At 61.3% G+C, this 16,390-nt stretch carries 16 protein-coding genes; 5 read left to right on the top strand and 11 right to left on the bottom strand.

Annotated features, from left to right (window positions below; genetic code table 11):
* Window positions 1-320: 320 nt before the first annotated feature.
* A complete protein-coding gene (locus tag HU755_RS09240) occupies window positions 321-1,517 on the bottom strand; it encodes a class I SAM-dependent rRNA methyltransferase (protein ID WP_034153685.1) in 1,197 nt (398 codons plus the stop codon).
* A 163-nt stretch (window positions 1,518-1,680) separates the two neighbouring features.
* On the bottom strand, window positions 1,681-2,220 hold the full coding sequence (locus tag HU755_RS09235; protein WP_186623339.1) for a type 1 glutamine amidotransferase domain-containing protein: 540 nt from the start codon (window positions 2,218-2,220) through the stop codon (window positions 1,681-1,683).
* A 226-nt stretch (window positions 2,221-2,446) separates the two neighbouring features.
* Here HU755_RS09235 and HU755_RS09230 point away from each other — a divergent pair, with 226 nt between their 5' ends.
* From HU755_RS09230 to HU755_RS09220, 3 genes are read left to right on the top strand one after another with little or no spacing between them, the layout of a single operon-like run.
* Window positions 2,447-3,259: an HDOD domain-containing protein gene (locus HU755_RS09230; RefSeq protein ID WP_186631868.1), complete on the top strand. Its 813-nt coding sequence runs from the start codon at window positions 2,447-2,449 to the stop codon at window positions 3,257-3,259.
* A 12-nt stretch (window positions 3,260-3,271) separates the two neighbouring features.
* Window positions 3,272-4,084, top strand: a complete 813-nt coding sequence (mutM, locus tag HU755_RS09225; RefSeq protein WP_186623337.1) for a bifunctional DNA-formamidopyrimidine glycosylase/DNA-(apurinic or apyrimidinic site) lyase — start codon at window positions 3,272-3,274, stop codon at window positions 4,082-4,084.
* Window positions 4,085-4,140: 56 nt separating this feature from the next.
* Window positions 4,141-4,464 carry a multidrug transporter gene (locus HU755_RS09220; RefSeq protein WP_186623335.1) on the top strand — a complete coding sequence of 108 codons (324 nt, stop codon included), beginning with the start codon at window positions 4,141-4,143 and terminating at the stop codon, window positions 4,462-4,464.
* Between the two features lie 126 nt (window positions 4,465-4,590).
* Here HU755_RS09220 and HU755_RS09215 read toward each other — a convergent pair whose 3' ends face one another.
* From HU755_RS09215 to HU755_RS09195, 5 genes are all read right to left on the bottom strand, one after another.
* Complete coding sequence (locus HU755_RS09215) at window positions 4,591-4,842, bottom strand: YfhL family 4Fe-4S dicluster ferredoxin (RefSeq protein ID WP_046487844.1); 252 nt, start codon at window positions 4,840-4,842, stop codon at window positions 4,591-4,593.
* 162 nt (window positions 4,843-5,004) lie between these two features.
* Window positions 5,005-5,484 (bottom strand): pantetheine-phosphate adenylyltransferase, encoded by a 480-nt coding sequence (gene coaD, locus HU755_RS09210; protein ID WP_042606545.1) that lies wholly within the window; start codon window positions 5,482-5,484, stop codon window positions 5,005-5,007.
* 115 nt (window positions 5,485-5,599) lie between these two features.
* The gene (locus tag HU755_RS09205) at window positions 5,600-7,195 is read right to left on the bottom strand and encodes a GMC family oxidoreductase (RefSeq protein WP_186631766.1); all 1,596 of its coding nucleotides are present in this window, start codon (window positions 7,193-7,195) and stop codon (window positions 5,600-5,602) included.
* Between the two features lie 123 nt (window positions 7,196-7,318).
* Window positions 7,319-7,864, bottom strand: a complete 546-nt coding sequence (locus tag HU755_RS09200) for a twin-arginine translocation pathway signal protein (RefSeq protein ID WP_186631763.1) — start codon at window positions 7,862-7,864, stop codon at window positions 7,319-7,321.
* Window positions 7,865-7,894: 30 nt separating this feature from the next.
* On the bottom strand, window positions 7,895-9,325 hold the full coding sequence (locus tag HU755_RS09195) for a coniferyl aldehyde dehydrogenase (RefSeq protein WP_186631760.1): 1,431 nt from the start codon (window positions 9,323-9,325) through the stop codon (window positions 7,895-7,897).
* 148 nt (window positions 9,326-9,473) lie between these two features.
* Here HU755_RS09195 and HU755_RS09190 point away from each other — a divergent pair, with 148 nt between their 5' ends.
* Together HU755_RS09190 and HU755_RS09185 are read left to right on the top strand one after the other, a co-directional pair.
* Window positions 9,474-10,145 carry a TetR/AcrR family transcriptional regulator gene (locus HU755_RS09190; protein ID WP_186551217.1) on the top strand — a complete coding sequence of 224 codons (672 nt, stop codon included), beginning with the start codon at window positions 9,474-9,476 and terminating at the stop codon, window positions 10,143-10,145.
* A gap of 33 nt (window positions 10,146-10,178) precedes the next feature.
* Window positions 10,179-11,033, top strand: coding sequence for a sulfurtransferase (locus HU755_RS09185; RefSeq protein WP_186631757.1), 855 nt, complete (start codon window positions 10,179-10,181; stop codon window positions 11,031-11,033).
* 250 nt (window positions 11,034-11,283) lie between these two features.
* Here HU755_RS09185 and HU755_RS09180 read toward each other — a convergent pair whose 3' ends face one another.
* The 4 genes from HU755_RS09180 to HU755_RS09165 form a co-directional block, all read right to left on the bottom strand.
* Window positions 11,284-12,279 carry a hydrolase gene (locus tag HU755_RS09180; RefSeq protein WP_186631754.1) on the bottom strand — a complete coding sequence of 332 codons (996 nt, stop codon included), beginning with the start codon at window positions 12,277-12,279 and terminating at the stop codon, window positions 11,284-11,286.
* Window positions 12,280-12,477: 198 nt separating this feature from the next.
* On the bottom strand, window positions 12,478-13,092 hold the full coding sequence (gene rsmD, locus HU755_RS09175; protein ID WP_186620247.1) for a 16S rRNA (guanine(966)-N(2))-methyltransferase RsmD: 615 nt from the start codon (window positions 13,090-13,092) through the stop codon (window positions 12,478-12,480).
* Entirely contained in the window at window positions 13,092-14,579 is a 1,488-nt protein-coding gene (locus HU755_RS09170; RefSeq protein WP_186631751.1) for a pitrilysin family protein, read from the bottom strand. Before HU755_RS09170 ends, rsmD begins: the two co-directional genes overlap by 1 nt.
* Window positions 14,572-15,927 (bottom strand): pitrilysin family protein, encoded by a 1,356-nt coding sequence (locus HU755_RS09165; RefSeq protein WP_186631748.1) that lies wholly within the window; start codon window positions 15,925-15,927, stop codon window positions 14,572-14,574. The genes HU755_RS09170 and HU755_RS09165 overlap by 8 nt, the downstream gene beginning before the upstream one ends.
* Window positions 15,928-16,390: the final 463 nt, after the last annotated feature.

Raw genomic sequence — 16,390 nt, 5'->3', positions numbered from 1 at the left:
TTGCGATTTTGTTGCTTTCCATAGAAATAAGTTTCATAGCATGAACTCCTTGTTCGTTTGATAGTTGAAGTCGCCTCGTGGCGACAACTCAATAATAGTTTGTAATGGGATATTGGCAAGCGGATATTAAGTAGGAATATTCCAACGATTTTGTCGGACTTGTCGTGCGTCGAGCATTAACTTGTAGGATAAGTTTGAATAATTAATTATGCAGGGAAATTTCCTGCGTTCCAGTGGGAAACTAATGTAGGAAGTTGCCAGTTGGAAGGGGCGCGCAAAAAAAAGGGGAGCCGCTGGCTCCCCGTTCAATCGCGTGTCAATCAGCTGTTGGGCAGCAGACGGCAGGTGATGCTCTTGATGTAGCGCGTTTCGGCGATGGCCGGGTGTACCGGGTGATCCGGACCCTGGCCACCGCGCTCGAGCAGCTGGATATTACGATCCAGGTGGCGGGCGCTGGTCAGCAGGATGTTCTGCAGGTCATCTTCCGGCAAATGCATGGAGCACGAAGCGCTGACCAGAATGCCGTCCTTGTTGAGCAGGCGCATGGCTTGCTCATTGAGGCGGCGGTAGGCGCCTTCGCCGTTTTTCATGTCCTTCTTGCGTTTGATGAACGCTGGCGGATCGGCCACGATGACGTCGAAACGCTCTTCGCTGGCCTTCAGTTCTTTCAAGGCTTCGAATACGTCGCCTTCGATGCAGGTCATCTTATCGGCAAAGCCGTTCAGGGCGGCGTTGCGCTCGACACCATCGAGGGCGAACGCCGATGCGTCCACGCAAAACACTTCGCTGGCGCCGAATGCGGCAGCCTGCACGCCCCAGCCGCCGATGTAGCTATAAAGGTCGAGGACGCGTTTGCCTTTGGCGTAAGGCGCCAGGCGCGCGCGGTTCATGCGGTGATCGTAGAACCAGCCGGTTTTCTGCCCTTGAATGACCGGTGCTTCGAACTTCACGCCGTTCTCTTCCAGCGCGACCCATTCCGGGACCAGACCGAATACGGTTTCGACGTAGCGGTTGAGGCCTTCGGCGTCACGCGCGGCGGAATCGTTCTTGAACAGAATGCCGCTTGGCTTGAGCACTTGGGTCAGCGCGGCGATCACGTCGTCTTTATGCGCTTCCATGGTGGCAGAGGCGATCTGCACCACCAGGATATCGCCGAAACGGTCGACCACCAGGCCCGGCAGCAGGTCGGAATCACCGTAGACCAGGCGATAGAACGGCTTGTCGAACAGGCGCTCGCGCAGCGACAGCGCAACGTTCAGGCGGTGCACGAGCAGGGATTTGTCCAGCGCCACTTTAATGTCGCGCGACAGCAGGCGGGCACAGATCAGGTTGTTCGGGCTCATCGCAACGATGCCCAGCGGCTTGCCGCCGGCGGCTTCGAGGATGGCTTGATCGCCGGCGTTGAAACCGTGCAGCGGCGTGGCGGCGACATCGATTTCGTTGCTGTAGACCCACAAGTGGCCGTTGCGCAGGCGACGGTCGGCGTTGGCTTTGAGGCGCAGGCTAGGCAGGGACATGACGTCGCTCCGGAAAAAAGAGCGGGAGTATAGCGTGTTGAGGTTTGCGCAGGGCTGAGGATGCGATGAAACGCTGATGATGCCTTCGCGAGCAGGCTCGCTCCCACAGGTGAAGACCAAACCAGTGTGAGAGCGAGCCTGCTCGCGGTAGGGATGTCAGCTCTTACGCAGCCAGTGCGTCGATCAAGGCCTGACTGAACGCCGGCACGTCATCCGGCTGGCGGCTGCTGATCAGATTGCCGTCCTTGACCACCTCTTGATCGACCCAGTTCGCGCCGGCGTTGACCAGATCGTCCTTGACTGTTTTATAGCTGGTCATGGTTTTGCCATTGACCAGGCCCGCCGAGATCAGCAGCCAGCTGCCATGACAGATCACGGCAATCGGTTTGCCGGCCGAGGCGGCAGTCTTGACCAGATGCTGAGCGTCCTGATCGATGCGAATGGTGTCTGAGTTCTGCACACCGCCCGGCAGTAGCACGGCATCGTATTGATCGATGCTCACGGCCTGGAAGGTGTTGGCGACCGGGAAATCGTCCGCCGGTTTGTCATGGTTCCAGCCTTTGACCGTGCCGGCCTCGGCCGAAAGAATATCGACCTGCGCGCCAGCCTGTTCGAGGGCGTCCTTGGGACCTGTCAATTCAACCTGTTCGAAACCGTCGGTTACCAAAAAAGCGACGCGTTTGCCGCTGAGGGAAATTGCCATCGGTAAGCTCCTGAGTCTGTGGGAGTTTGCTTCGCGCCGGACCACAACGGTGCGACGCGCCCTACAGAGTCCGAAGCCTGCGCGCGGATGAAAGTTCCAGCGATGTGCCTGCCGGTGTGTCGCCCTGCGGTTTCAGCGGTTAGAATCGCCGCCTGTCCCAGAGTGTGTACTTATGTCCCAAGAGCTGACCACCGAACAGATTCAACAATCGCTGCAAGGCATCAGTGTGCCGGCGCAACCGCAGATCATGGTGGATCTGCAAATGGAGCAGTACATGCCCGACCCGGACCTGGAGGTGATCGCCAGGCTGATCTCCCAGGATCCCGGCCTGTCCGGCGCGCTGCTGAAAATCGTCAACTCGCCGTATTATGGCCTGAGCAACAAGATCACCTCGATCCAGCGCGCGGTGAACCTGCTGGGCAGCCGTTCGATCATCAACCTGATCAACGCGCAGTCGATCAAGGGCGAGATGAACGACGACACCATCGTCACCCTCAACCGTTTCTGGGACACCGCGCAGGACGTGGCGATGACTTGCCTGACCCTGGCCAAGCGCATCGGCACCCAGGCCGGCGACGAAGCCTACGCGTTGGGCCTGTTCCACGACTGCGGCGTGCCGTTGATGCTGCAACGCTTCCCCAATTACATGACCGTGCTGGAAGAGGCCTACGCCAGTGCCTGCGCGGACTGCCGGGTGGTTGATACCGAGAACCGCGTGTTCAACACCAACCACGCCGTGGTCGGTTACTACACCGCCAAGTCGTGGCGCCTGCCGGAGCATGTCAGCGCCGCCATCGCCAACCACCACAACGCACTGGCGATTTTCAGCGACGAATCGTCGAAGAACAGCCAGCTGAAAAACCTCTTGGCGATTCTGAAAATGGCCGAGCACATTTGCGCCTCGTACCGGGTGCTGGGCAACCAGACCGAGGATTTCGAATGGCAGGCGGTCGGCCCGCTGGTGCTCGATTACGTCGGTCTGTCGGACTACGACTTCGAAACCCTCAAACAAACCATCCGCGACCTCGGCGCGCATTGATCCGAGGACGCCATGCCTGAATTGCCGGAAGTCGAAACCACCCGCCGGGGCATTGCTCCGCATCTGGAGGGCCAGCGCGTCAGCCGGGTGATTGTGCGTGACCGGCGGTTGCGCTGGCCGATCCCTGACGATCTCGATGTGCGTCTGTCGGGGCAACGTATCGTGCTGGTCGAGCGGCGCGCCAAGTACCTGCTGATCAATGCCGAGGTCGGCACCTTGATCAGCCACTTGGGCATGTCGGGTAATCTGCGTCTGGTCGAGGTTGGCTTGCCGGCGCTCAAGCATGAGCACGTCGATATCGAACTGGAGTCGGGGCTGGCCCTGCGCTACACCGACCCACGGCGTTTCGGTGCAATGCTCTGGAGTACCGACCCGCTCAACCACGAATTGCTGATTCGCCTCGGGCCGGAGCCACTGACCGATCTATTTGATGGCGAGCGCTTGTTCCAGCTGTCGCGCGGGCGCTCGATGGCGGTCAAGCCGTTCATCATGGATAACGCGGTGGTGGTCGGGGTGGGCAATATTTACGCAACCGAAGCGCTGTTCGCCGCCGGGATTGACCCGCGTCGCGAGGCCGGGGGGATTTCCCGGGGGCGTTACCTGAAGCTGGCGATCGAGATCAAACGCATCCTCGCCGCAGCCATCGAGCGTGGTGGTACGACGCTGCGGGACTTTATCGGCGGTGACGGCCAACCGGGGTATTTCCAGCAGGAACTGTTTGTTTACGGCCGAGGCGGTGAACACTGCAAAGTCTGCGGTACCGGGCTGCGGGAAGTGAAGCTGGGCCAGCGCGCGAGTGTGTTTTGCCCGCGTTGCCAGACCTGAAAAAATCCTTCGGTCTATAGTGAAAAGTCTCACTGTACAGCCCGAAGGATCGTGCCATGAAAGTCCTGCAAGTCCTCTTCATCACTGTGCTGCTGTGTTCCAGCCTGCTGGCTCAGGCTTCGGAAAGCGGCAGCGGTGATCCGCGCTACACCATCCAGAATCCTCCGGCTTACGCCATGCTCGGCGACTTGCTGATTGCCCGACCCTTGCTGGTGGTGGCAACGGTGATCGGTGCGGGGGCGTTTGTGGTGTCTCTGCCGTTTACCGCGCTGGGTGGCGGTGTGGGGGATGCAGGGCAGGCGCTGGTGGTGGATCCGGCGAAGGCGGCGTTTGTGCGGTGTCTGGGGTGTACGGGGGAGGGGTTTGAGCGGCGCGAGTGAGCTGATCCGGGATTTTGTGGGTGCTGCTGATTGCCTCATCGCGAGCAGGCTCACTCCTACAGTTGAAACGCGTTCCAATGTAGGAGTGAGCCTGCTCGCGATAGCGTCGGTAAAGGCGCTGAAGGCTCAGGCCTTGCCGGTAATCTTGCGGTACTTCGCCATCAACTGCTCTTCCGTCTCCGGATGGGCTTCGTCCAGCGGAATGCAATCCACCGGGCAGACCTGCTGGCACTGCGGTTCGTCGTAGTGGCCGACGCACTGGGTGCACAGGTTCGGGTCGATCACGTAGATCTCTTCGCCTTGGGAAATGGCGGCGTTCGGGCACTCGGGTTCGCAGACGTCGCAGTTGATGCAATCGTCGGTGATGATCAGGGACATGCTAACTCCAGCCGGGGCGGCACGCCCGGGCGCTATAAATCAATGCGCGCAATTGTGCCGCATTGGCGCTCGCAGTGCACGCGGGGGCGATCAAGGGCACTCGGCTGCGATCATTTCAGGATCGAAAGATCGTCTGATCGCAGCCCGAGCCTTCGGCAGCGCTTACTTTTTAAAGCGCAGGGTCAATGCGTCGGCCACGGCCGGGTGAACGAACTTGCTGATATCGCCACCCAGCGCGGCAATTTCCCGCACCAGTGTCGACGAGATGAACGAGTAACGCTCCGACGGGGTGAGGAACAGGCTCTCCACGTCCGGGGCCAACTGGCGGTTCATGTTGGCCAGCTGGAACTCGTACTCGAAGTCCGACACCGCGCGCAGGCCGCGCAAGAACACGTTGGCGTTCTGCTCCTTGGCAAAATGCGCGAGCAGCGTCGAGAAACCGACCACTTCCACGTTCGGCAGGTGTCTGGTGACCTCGCGAGCCAGTTCGACCCGTTGTTCCAGCGGGAACAGCGGGTTCTTTTTCGGGCTGGCGGCGACCGCAATGATCACGTGATCGAACAGGCGCGAGGCGCGTTCGACCAGATCGCCATGGCCCTTGGTAATAGGGTCGAAGGTACCTGGGTACAACACTCGGTTCATCGCGTCGTCCTGGCGGGAGTCCGTTGGGGAGTCGGATGGTATCGCAGCCTTCCCGGTCGGCCAAGTCGCCTGTTGGGTAAGAAAGCACTATAGACGATGGCAATATCGCGAAAATTCATGGGTTTTGCAGCCGGTCGACAAGCGCCGTGGCCAGTTGCGCGGTCAGGCCATACACCGACAACTGCGGGTTGGCGCCGATGCTGGTGGGGAACAGCGAGCCGTCGTGAATCGACAGATTACTGAGCTGATGATGGCGACCGAGGCTGTCGGTGACCGCGTTCTTCGGGTCCTCGCCCATCGTGCAGCCGCCCATGACGTGGGCGCTGCCCAGTCGCGTGCGGTACAGCTCGAGACTGAGGCCATCGATCAGTGCGCGAGCTTCGCCAAGGGTCTTCACGTAACGCGCATCGGCGTGCATCGGCATCACCGATTGCGCGCCACCGGCGAACTGGATTTCGGCCATGACGTGAAAGGCCCGACGCAGCCCCTCCCATGCGTAGGGCGAAACCTGATAGTCGAGCACTGGCGAACCGTCGCTGCGCAATTCAACCGAGCCACCGACACTGTCAGGGTGAAAACCGTCGCGTAGCAACGCGAGCATCGCGTGGGTGTGTGGCAGATCGCCCATGTGTTGTGCGTTTTCCTGACCAAAACCACCGAGTAAGGTGGCCGCGAGCGCCGGATGCAGCGGCGGTACCTCCAGCTTGAACGCCATCGGTCCGGTGGTACCGTCCTTCCACTGAAAATGGTCGGAATAAATCGATTGCGGCGCGCCGTAAAACGGATTGACCACATCGGCGAAGCGCGCGGCGGACATGTTCACCGGATGCAGAAAGGTTCGCTTGCCCAGGCATTTATGCGGATCCGGGGCGTCTGAGCGCAGCAATAGTGCCGGGCTGTTGATGCCGCCGCCTGCCAGTACGTAGTGCCGCGCCTTGACCGTGATGCGGCGTCCGGTCGGTTCGACGCAGCGTTCGTCCATCGCCACGCAATGCAGGCCGGACACCTTGTCGCCGCTGATCAGCAGTTTTTCCACCCGCGCCAGATACAGCAGCTCGCCGCCCTTTTCCAGCGTTGCGGGGATGGTCGTGACCATCATCGATTGCTTGGCGTTGCTCGGGCAGCCCATGCCGCAATAACCGAGGTTCCAGCAGCCGCGTACGTTGCGCGGAATTACGTGCCAGCTGTAGCCGAGCTGTTCGCAGCCTTTGCGGATCACGTCATTGTTGGCGTTGGGCGGAACCCTCCACGGGGCCACGCCCAAGCGCTGTTCCATCTTTTCGAACCACGGCGCCATCTCTGCCGGGCTGTGGCCTGTGACGTTGTGTTCTTTGGCCCAGTGTTCGAGGGTCGGCTCGGGCGTGCGGAAACTGGACGTCCAGTTGATCAGCGTCGTGCCGCCGACTGCGCGGCCCTGCAGGATGGTGATCGCGCCGTCCTTGCTCATGCGGCCGATGCCTTCCTGATAGAGGCTGCTGTAGGCCTCGTCTTCGAGCAGTTTGAAGTCGGAACTGGTTTTCAGCGGGCCTTCTTCGATCAACAGGACCTTGTAGCCGGCCGCGCTGAGGATTTCCGCCGTGGTGCCACCGCCGGCGCCGCTGCCGATGATTGCCACATCGGCTTCAAGGCTGAGGTCGTCGGTCAGTTGCGCGCCGTTGTAGGTTTTCCAGCCTCGGGCGAGGCCTTCGCGGAAGGGGTCGGGTACGGGCATCGATCAGGTTCTCTGGTTTTTATTGTTTTTTGAGGGCCTCTTCGCGAGCAGGCTCGCTCCCACATTCTGAAATGCATTTTTCCTGTGGGAGCGAGCCTGCTCGCGAAAGCCGCGACGCGGTTGTCAGACCTTCGGCGGCCCGGGATAACCGCAATGAGCCCAGGATTCGGCGCGGGTATACCAGGCCATCATCACCATCTGCTGTAACGAGCTATGGCCCATGCGCAGCAGGCTCAACGAACTGTTTTCCCAGCGCTCGAGAAAACTGCGCATCGCTTCGGGACTGGCATTTTCCCAACTGCCCCAGATGCCGGTCAGCGGACCACGGGTCACGGCCATGCCCAGCACGTCGAACAGTTGCCGGGTGAGCTTGAGCATTTCCGGCGACAGGCGATCAAGGCTGTAGTCCAGCGACTTGAGCGTACCATCCACCGCAGCGGGCATGTTCGCCGCGGCCACGGCGCCCTCAAGCATCACCGGGATCAGTGCGCGTAAAAACAACAGGTCGCCGTCGCGCAGCGCGACGAAGCCGTTGGCCATAACGCTTGAAGAGCAGCCGCTGAGGCTCGCCCCAAGCCCGGCGGTGGCGAGAAACGCCGTGGCGCCGAGGCTGAATTTCAGCAGGCCACGGCGCGACAGGGCAGGTGTTTCGGTCAGGCTTGGGTGCATTGTTTTTATTACCCGGGCAGTGACAGCTATTTAGCGGATGAACAGCTTCTGGATCAGCTTCTGGATCGATGTGCCGTACGGCGGGTAAATCAATCGCGCCGCGTTGAAGCGCTGTTTGATCAACACGCCTTTGGCCTTGCTGAAAGTCAGAAAACCTTCGTGGCCGTGGTAATGCCCCATGCCTGAAGGGCCGATGCCGCCAAACGGCATGTCGTCTTGTGCCACGTGCAGCAGGGTGTCGTTGAGGCACACGCCGCCCGAATGGGTTTCGTGCAGCACGCGCTGCTGTTCGCGTTTGTCGTAGCCGAAGTAGTAAAGAGCCAGAGGACGAGGCCGTTGATTGATGTAAGCAAATGCCTGCTCCAGATCCCGATACGGCACGATCGGCAGCAGCGGACCGAAAATTTCGTCCTGCATCACGGTCATCTCGTCGCTGACATTCAACAGCACGCTGTGCGGCATGCGTCGGCCCTGGCCTTGCTCGAACAACGGAATCAACAGCGCACCCTTGCTGGTCGCGTCGCTGACATAGCCGTTGAGGCGCGCCAACTGGCGGTCGTTGATGATCGCGGTGTAATCGGCGTTGTCCGCCAGGCTTGGGTAAAAGCCCTGCACGGCTTGGCGATAGGCCTCGACGAAGGCACCGATGCGGTCTTCCGGCACCAGCACGTAATCGGGGGCGACGCAGGTCTGTCCGGCATTGAGGGTTTTGCCGAAGGCGATACGTTCGGCGGCGTCCTTGAGGGGGACATCGCGGGACACGATGGCCGGGGACTTGCCGCCCAGCTCCAGGGTGACCGGGGTGAGGTTTTCTGCGGCGGCGCGCATGACATGTTTGCCGACGCTGGTGGAGCCGGTGAACAGCAGGTGATCAAAGGGCAGGCGCGAGAACGCCACGCCGACATCGGCTTCGCCGAGCACTACACAGACCAGGTCTTCGGGGAAGATTCGCGCGAACAATTGCTTGAGCAGCAGTCCGGTGGCCGGGGTCGATTCGCTGAGCTTGAGCATCACTCGATTGCCCGCCGCCAATGCGCCGACCATCGGGCCGACGGCCAGGTACAACGGGTAATTCCACGGCACGATCACGCCGACCACCCCCAGCGGTTGATACACCACTTTCGCTGAAGCGGGCTGGAAAGCGGCACCGACCTTGCGTCGCGACGGTTTCATCCAGCCTCTGAGGTGGCGGCTGGCGTAGTGAATGCCGTGCAGGCTCGGCATCAGTTCGGCGAGCAGGGTTTCATCGGCGCTGCGATGGCTGAAGTCGGCGCTGATGGCCTCGATCAATGCCTGGCGCTCGCTGCTCAACAGCTCGCGCAGTGCCTTCAGCCATTGCTGGCGCTGCGCGGCGGGTGGCATCGGGTTGAGTGCATAAGCGGCGCGTTGCGCTTCGAACAACCGATCCAGCTCGTCCAGGGGCTGTTGCAACGTCTGCAGATAAGCAATGTCGGCGGTCATCGAAGGCTCCGGATTTTATTGTAGTGGAGGACTTTTTAGAGTCTATGCTCTAGAAAGTCAAATGACTTCCCGGCACAGCAGTGTTTTATCCATTTCCGGTTAGGTCGTAAGATGCTCCGTCTACGCACTCTGAATTAAAGCTCAAGCCATGGCCCCACGAATAAAAACCAGCGAGCGCATCGTGCAGAACAGCCTGGAGCTGTTCAATCAACAGGGCGAGCGCAGCATCAGTACCAACCACATCGCCGCGCACATGGAGATTTCTCCGGGCAACCTGTACTACCACTTCCCTAACAAGCAGGCGATCATCGCTGTGCTGTTCAGCGAGTACGAAGCGCTGGTAGACAGCTTCCTGCGGCCGCCGCAGGGGCGCGCGGCAACCGTCGAAGACAAGCGTTTCTATCTCAAGGAATTGCTGTCGGCGATGTGGCGTTACCGCTTTCTGCATCGCGATCTCGAACATCTGCTCGACAGCGACCCGGAACTGGCTGCGCGTTACCGACGCTTTTCCCAGCGCTGCGTGATCCAGGGCGCGGCGATCTACGAAGGTTTCGTCGCCGCCGGGATCCTGAAAATGGATCGCGTGCAGATCGAATCGCTGACCCTCAACGCCTGGATCATCCTGACGTCGTGGGTGCGTTTTCTGTGCACCACACGGGAGAATTCCAATCACCTCAGCGAACAGGCGGTAAAGCGTGGCGTGTATCAGGTGCTGGTGCTGGAGGCGGGATTCGTCACCGAGCAGGCGCGTGAGCAAGTCAATGCCCTGTTCGACGAGTTCTACGTACCGCTGGCCCAGGCCCTCGAAGATGTCCAGTAAACCGTAGTGTTGAAAGCCACCAGGAGCCCCGTTATGCCGATAGCGCAATTGATCAGCCCGCAAGCCCTCGATGCCCGCAAAGAGCAGCCGGGGCTGGTGATTCTCGATTGTCGTTTCGCCCTCGAAGATCCGGACTACGGCCAACGCAGCTACGCCGAAGGGCATATTGCCGGGGCGAGCTTTGCGGACCTGGAGCGTGACCTCAGCGGTAAGGTCGAGAAGGGCGTAACGGGTCGCCATCCATTGCCGGAGCCGGCAGCCCTGATCGAGCGCCTGCAAGCCTGGGGCATCAGCAATGACAGCGAGGTGGTTTTGTATGATGACGGCCCGGGCGCTTATGCCGCGCGGGCGTGGTGGTTGCTGGCGTGGCTGGGCAAGCGTGACGGTGTGTTTATCCTCGATGGCGGGCTCAAGGCCTGGCACGCGGCTGGCCTGCCGCTGAGCCTGGATCCGCCAAGCGTGACCCCGGGCAGTTTCACCGGTCAGCCTGACATGCGCCTGCTGCTCAGCGCCGAGCAATTGCAGCAGCGCCTCGGCCATCCGACGCTGACCCTGCTCGACGCCCGGGCCTTGCCGCGCTTCAAAGGCGAAGTGGAACCAATCGATCCGGTTGCCGGACATATTCCCGGTGCGCAATGCGCGGCATTCACCGACAACCTTGGCAGCGATGGCCGCTTCTTGCCGGCGGCGCAACTCAAGCAGCGCTTTGCCGAGAAACTGGGCGACCGCTCGCCGGCTGATCTGGTCGCCTATTGCGGCTCCGGGGTGACGGCGTGTCACAACTTGTTTGCACTGTGCCTGGCGGGTTATCCGTTGGGATCTTTGTATGCCGGATCGTGGAGCGAGTGGATTAACGAGCCTTCGCGCGGCATTGCCACCGGCGCATAACCACCACAAACCTCCTGTAGGAGTGAGCCTGCTCGCGATGGCGGTTTGTCTGTGAATTCAGCGCTGATTGACACACCGCTTTCGCGAGCAAGCCCGCTCCCACATAGTCTTGTGCCACATTGCAAAGTCTGATCAAAGCGCAAATCCGTGTGGGAGCGGGCTTGCTCGCGAAGGCGTCGGCACGTCCAGCATGATTGCTGACGGACACACCGCATCGCGAGCGGGCTCACTCCTACAGGGGGGATGGTGCTCACCGGCAGGTTGCGGCCAGCCATTGCGGAATACGCCGCTCCAGGTAATAACCGGGCTGACGAATCGAGCCGTCGACGAAACCGACATGCCCGCCACGCGCCTGCAATTCGAACTGCGTACAGTCCGACAGCTCAGCCGCTTGCGGCAGGCTGTGGGGGAACACGAACGGATCGTCCGCGGCCTGAATGATCAGGGTCGGCGTGCGAATTTCGCCGAGGTAGTAGCGGCTTGACGCGCGGCGGTAGTAATCCTCGGCGTCGGTGAAACCGTGCAGTGGCGCCGTCACCCGGCCGTCGAAGTCCCAGAACGTGCGCATGTTTTCCAGCGAGCCGAGCGCCGCCAGTTTTGCCAGCCCGTCCTCACGCCCGTCGTGCTGGAACTGGCGTTGCTTGTTCTTGATGTAAGCGACCATCTCGCGCATGAAGTGCGCCTGATAGACCCGGGAAAATCCCTGGCCGATACGATCGGCACACTGATCGAGGCGGAACGGCACCGACACCGCCACCGCGCCAAGTACGCCGCTGGCGCTGCCGGTTTCGCCCAGATGTTTGAGCAGTACATTGCCGCCCAGTGAATAGCCAACCGCGTACAGCGGTGCCAGCGGGCGCTTGGCGCGCAGGTGTTGGATAGCTTCGGCAAGGTCTTCGCTGGCGCCTGAGTGGTAGCTGCGCGGCAACAGGTTCGGTTCGCCGGAACAACCGCGCCAGTTCAGCGCGACGCTGGCCCAGCCCTGATCGGCCAGTGCCTTTTGAATGCCCGCCACGTAGGGCGAATTGGACGAACCCGTCAGACCGTGCAGCACCAGTACCAGCGGCGCTTCCAGGCTGTGTGGGCCGTGCCAGTCGAGATCGAGGAAGTCGCCGTCTTCGAGCCATAAGCGCTCTCGTTCACGTTCGATGTGCACCGTCTTGCGCCACAGCGGCCCCCACAAGGTTTGCAAGTGTGGATTGCCGAGGCCGAAGGCGGGGATAAACCGTTCTGAAGAGGCGGACACGATGGTTCTCGATGCAGCGATGTGATGAGGCCCACAAGGCCGATAGTCAATTTTCAGAATACACAGGCTCATTGTGGCGAGGGAGCTTGCTCCCGCTGGGCTGCGCAGCAGTCCCCTGCTTTTGAGTGGAAAAAGAGGGGCCGCTTCGCGACCCGGCGGGAGCAAGCTCCCTCGCCACAGGTACTTGCTCGCCTTGGACTAATCGGCGATGTCTGCCGTGCGCTGCCACAGCGCGTAGTAAACCCGCCCCGACTTCTGTTCACGGTGCAGGCGCCAGTTCCCCGGCAGGCCCAGAGTCGAGGGCGCTGTCTCGCTTTCAGTGTAGATCCACGAATCCGCCGCCAGCCACTGACGTTCTTCCAGCAATGTGCAAACCGCTGGCAGCAGGTTCTGGTTGAACGGCGGGTCGAGGAACACCAGATCGAACGGCGTCGCGGTCTGGGTTTCCAGATAGCGCAGCGCGTCGGCGGTCTGTACCTGACCGTTGGTGCAGCGCAGGGTGCCGAGGTGTTCTTTGAGACTGGAGACGGCAATGTTACTGGCATCCAGCGCCTGGCCCATGGCCGCGCCACGGGACAGCGCTTCGAGAAACAGCGCGCCGCTGCCGGCGAACGGATCGAGGACTTTGGCCCCTTCAACATATGGCGCGAGCCAGTTGAACAGGGTTTCACGCACGCGATCCGGCGTCGGGCGCAGGCCCGGTGCGTCAGGGAAGCTGAGTTTGCGGCTGCGCCACTGGCCGCCAATGATGCGCAGCTGATTCACGCCGTTGTGCACGTTTTGCGCAGGTTTTTTCGCTGGTCGAGTGGCCATTAATGCTCCGGAACCCCGAGCGGTTGCTCGGCAGGTTTGTCAGATGGGGCCGGTAACGGCTCTTGCGGCACGGTCGGGCCAGCGGTAACGATGACCATTTTATCCGTGCTCAGGTGTTTATTCAGGGCCTTGCGGACTTGTTCCACGGTCAGGCTCTGGGACTGACGCATGAAGTCGTCCAGATAGCTCAGCGGCAGATTATAGAAGCCCATGGCGCCGAGTTGGCCAACGATATCGGCGTTGCTCGCGGTGGACAGCGGGAAACTGCCGGCCAGTTCGCGTTTGGCGTCGTCGAGTTCTTTCTGCGTCGGCCCGCTTTTCAGGTAATCGGCGAGTACGTCCTGCACCAGTTTCAGCGTGCCTTCGCTCATTTGCGCGCGGGTCTGCAGGTTGATCATGAACGGGCCGCGGGCTTGCATCGGGCTGAACGCCGAATACACACCGTAGGCCAGGCCGCGTTTCTCGCGCACTTCGCTCATCAGGCGCGTACCGAAACCGCCGCCACCGAGAATCTGGTTGCCCATCGACAGCGCCGCATAATCCGGATCGTCACGGTCGATGCCCAGTTGCGCGAGCATCAGGTTGGTTTGCTTGGACGGGAATTCGATGTGGCTGACGCTGGCCTTCGGTTCCTGCGGCTGAGCGATCGGCGCCAGCGCCGGGCCTTTCGGCAGGGCGGAGGAGACCTGATTGGCGATCGCCTCGGCTTCGGCCCGCGACAGGTCGCCGACCAGAGCGATCACCGCGTTGCCCGCCGCGTAGGCCTTGGCGTGGAACTCGCGTAATTGCGCGAGGCTGATCTTCGGCACGCTCTGCGGGTTGCCGTCGCTCGAATGCGCGTACGGGTGATCGCCATACAAGCGCTTCATCAGCTCCAGGCTGGCCAGTTTGCCGGGGTTCTGCTTCTGGTATTCGAAACCGGCGAGCATCTGGTTCTTGATGCGCGCGAAGGAGTCCGCCGGGAAGGTTGGTTTGCCGACCACTTCGGCGAACAGCTTCAGCGCCGGTTCACGTTTATCGGCGGCACTCAGGCTGCGCAGGGATGCCAGCGCCATGTCCTTGAACGCACCGTTACCGAAATCGGCACCGAGGCCTTCGAAACCCTGAGCGATCGCGCCGACGTCTTTGCCGGCGATGCCTTCGTTGAGCATGGCGTTGGTCAGCACGGCGAGGCCAGGGGCGTTGCCGTCCTGACTGCTGCCGGCGGCGAAGATCAGGCGCATGTCGAACATCGGCAGCTCATGGGCTTCGACGAACAGCACTTTGGCGCCTTCAGCGGTGTTCCAGGTCTGCACGTCTAGCTTGCGGCTGGCGGGGGCCTTGCCGTCGAGCTCGGCGAGCGATTGCAGTTTCTGGCTGGTTTTGGCGTTATCCAGTGCTTCGCTGGCATGGCTGTCAGCGCTTGGCGACAGGTACACCGCAGCAGAGCCAATCACGGCCACGCCGATCAGGCCGAGCAACAGGCGTGGGGATGTGCGCTTACTCATGAGTCGTCTCCAGTGGCAGGACGTGGGCGACGCTGAGACGTTCGCGGGTGAAATACTTTTTCGCGGCGTTCTGGATGTCTTGCGGAGTCACGCTTTCCAGGTCGGCCAGTTCAGTGTCCATCAGCTTCCACGACAGACCGACCGTTTCCAGTTGGCCGATAGCGGTGGCCTGGCTGGTGATCGAATCACGCTCGTAGACCAGACCGGCGATGACCTGGGCGCGCACACGTTCCAGCTCTTCGGCAGACGGCGCGGTGGTTTTCAGCTGCTCGAGCAGTTTCCACAAGCCGGCCTCAGCCTGAGCGAGGGTCTTTTTCTTCTGCGTGTTCGGCGTCGCCGACAAGGTGAACAGGCTGTCGCCACGGGTGTAGGCGTCATAGTCCGACGAGCCGCCGGAGACCAGTTCTTCGCCGCGCTCCAGTTGTGTCGGGATGCGCCCGCTGTAGCCGCCGTCGAGCAGGGCGGAGATCAGGCGCAAGGCGTTCACCGAACGCTTGTCTTCAGCCGTCGCAATGCTCGGCACGTTGAAACCGAGCATCAGGCTTGGCAGCTGGGTTTGCACGCGCAGGGTGATCTGGCGTTCGCCGGGCTCGGCCAGTTCCAGCGGCTTTTTCGCCGCCGGCACGTCGCGCTTGGCGACCGGACCGAAATAGCGCTGGGCGAGGGTTTTCACTTCGTCCGGGGTGACGTCACCGACCACCACCAGCGTGGCGTTGTTCGGCGCGTACCAGGATTGGTACCAGTGGCGCAGCTCTTCGACCTTCATGCGTTCCAGGTCGGCCATCCAGCCGATGGTCGGCGTGTGGTAGCCGCTGGCCGGGTAGGCCATGGCCTTGTAGCGCTCGTAGGCCTTGGACATCGGCTTGTCATCGGTGCGCAGGCGGCGCTCTTCCTTGATGACTTCGATTTCCTTGGCGAACTCGTCGGCCGGCAGGCGCAGATTGGCCATGCGGTCGGCTTCCAGCTCGAAGGCCACGCCGAGGCGGTCGCGGGCCAGCACTTGGTAATACGCCGTGAAGTCGTCGCTGGTGAACGCGTTCTCTTCGGCACCGAGGTCGCGCAGGATCAGCGAGGCTTCGCCGGGGCCGACTTTTTCGCTGCCCTTGAACATCATGTGTTCGAGCGCGTGGGACAGGCCGGTCTGGCCCGGGGTCTCATAGCTGGAGCCAACCTTGTACCAGATCTGCGAGACAACCACCGGCGCACGATGGTCCTCGCGCACGACAACCTTGAGGCCGTTGTCGAGGATGAATTCATGGGTCGGTTGCGGGTCGGCCGCCAAGGCCGAAAGGGGCAGGCAGACTGCGCTGAGCAGCAGGCCAGCAGCGCGGCGGGCTAGAGCATTCATTCGTTTTTCAACCTGTTGGGCTGCCCGCTTGGTCTTAGCCTAGGCGGGCGAGAGGTAGGGCGTGTCATTGATCATTACCAGTACCGCGCCGGCGCCTGATAGTGTGCAGGGCAAGGCGCGAGGAGTGTGGTTTGGTTGTTCCAAATAAACTCCGAGCAACGCAGCCCTGCACACTATCAGGCCCGGCCCTCCGGGTGGCGCCTGAAAACGGGCCATACTGCGTTGCAGTCCTTGGCAAGGAAAGCACATTCCCTGCGGCCTGCGCCTTGTCTGGCCCGTTTTCAGGCGGCCACGCGGTACTGGTAATGATCAATGACACGCCCTAGGATACTGATCCGTTTTACCGGCGACCACGTCTATCAGACCTCAAGGGTTGATAAGGCTGTATAGGTTCGCGGCGCAAAGCAGTGTTTTTCCCACTAAACTCCGCGTTTTCGCCGATTTTTGCCGGTATAGACCATCG

The sequence above is a fragment of the Pseudomonas sp. SWRI111 genome, assembly GCF_014268555.1.
Lineage (GTDB): Bacteria > Pseudomonadota > Gammaproteobacteria > Pseudomonadales > Pseudomonadaceae > Aquipseudomonas > Aquipseudomonas hamedanensis.
Note: the sequence above shows the minus strand (reverse complement) of the source record. Positions and strands in the feature narration are given on the sequence as shown.

Excerpts from the sequence above, each read along its gene's own strand:
- HU755_RS09240 (WP_034153685.1), bottom strand. The coding sequence starts at position 1,517 with ATGTCCCTGCCTAGCCTGCGCCTCAAAGCCAACGCCGACCGTCGCCTG.
- HU755_RS09235 (WP_186623339.1), bottom strand. The coding sequence starts at position 2,220 with ATGGCAATTTCCCTCAGCGGCAAACGCGTCGCTTTTTTGGTAACCGAC.
- mutM (WP_186623337.1), top strand. The coding sequence starts at position 3,272 with ATGCCTGAATTGCCGGAAGTCGAAACCACCCGCCGGGGCATTGCTCCG.
- HU755_RS09220 (WP_186623335.1), top strand. The coding sequence starts at position 4,141 with ATGAAAGTCCTGCAAGTCCTCTTCATCACTGTGCTGCTGTGTTCCAGC.
- HU755_RS09215 (WP_046487844.1), bottom strand. The coding sequence starts at position 4,842 with ATGTCCCTGATCATCACCGACGATTGCATCAACTGCGACGTCTGCGAA.
- coaD (WP_042606545.1), bottom strand. The coding sequence starts at position 5,484 with ATGAACCGAGTGTTGTACCCAGGTACCTTCGACCCTATTACCAAGGGC.
- HU755_RS09205 (WP_186631766.1), bottom strand. The coding sequence starts at position 7,195 with ATGCCCGTACCCGACCCCTTCCGCGAAGGCCTCGCCCGAGGCTGGAAA.
- HU755_RS09200 (WP_186631763.1), bottom strand. The coding sequence starts at position 7,864 with ATGCACCCAAGCCTGACCGAAACACCTGCCCTGTCGCGCCGTGGCCTG.
- HU755_RS09195 (WP_186631760.1), bottom strand. The coding sequence starts at position 9,325 with ATGACCGCCGACATTGCTTATCTGCAGACGTTGCAACAGCCCCTGGAC.
- HU755_RS09190 (WP_186551217.1), top strand. The coding sequence starts at position 9,474 with ATGGCCCCACGAATAAAAACCAGCGAGCGCATCGTGCAGAACAGCCTG.
- HU755_RS09185 (WP_186631757.1), top strand. The coding sequence starts at position 10,179 with ATGCCGATAGCGCAATTGATCAGCCCGCAAGCCCTCGATGCCCGCAAA.
- rsmD (WP_186620247.1), bottom strand. The coding sequence starts at position 13,092 with ATGGCCACTCGACCAGCGAAAAAACCTGCGCAAAACGTGCACAACGGC.
- HU755_RS09170 (WP_186631751.1), bottom strand. The coding sequence starts at position 14,579 with ATGAGTAAGCGCACATCCCCACGCCTGTTGCTCGGCCTGATCGGCGTG.
- HU755_RS09165 (WP_186631748.1), bottom strand. The coding sequence starts at position 15,927 with ATGAATGCTCTAGCCCGCCGCGCTGCTGGCCTGCTGCTCAGCGCAGTC.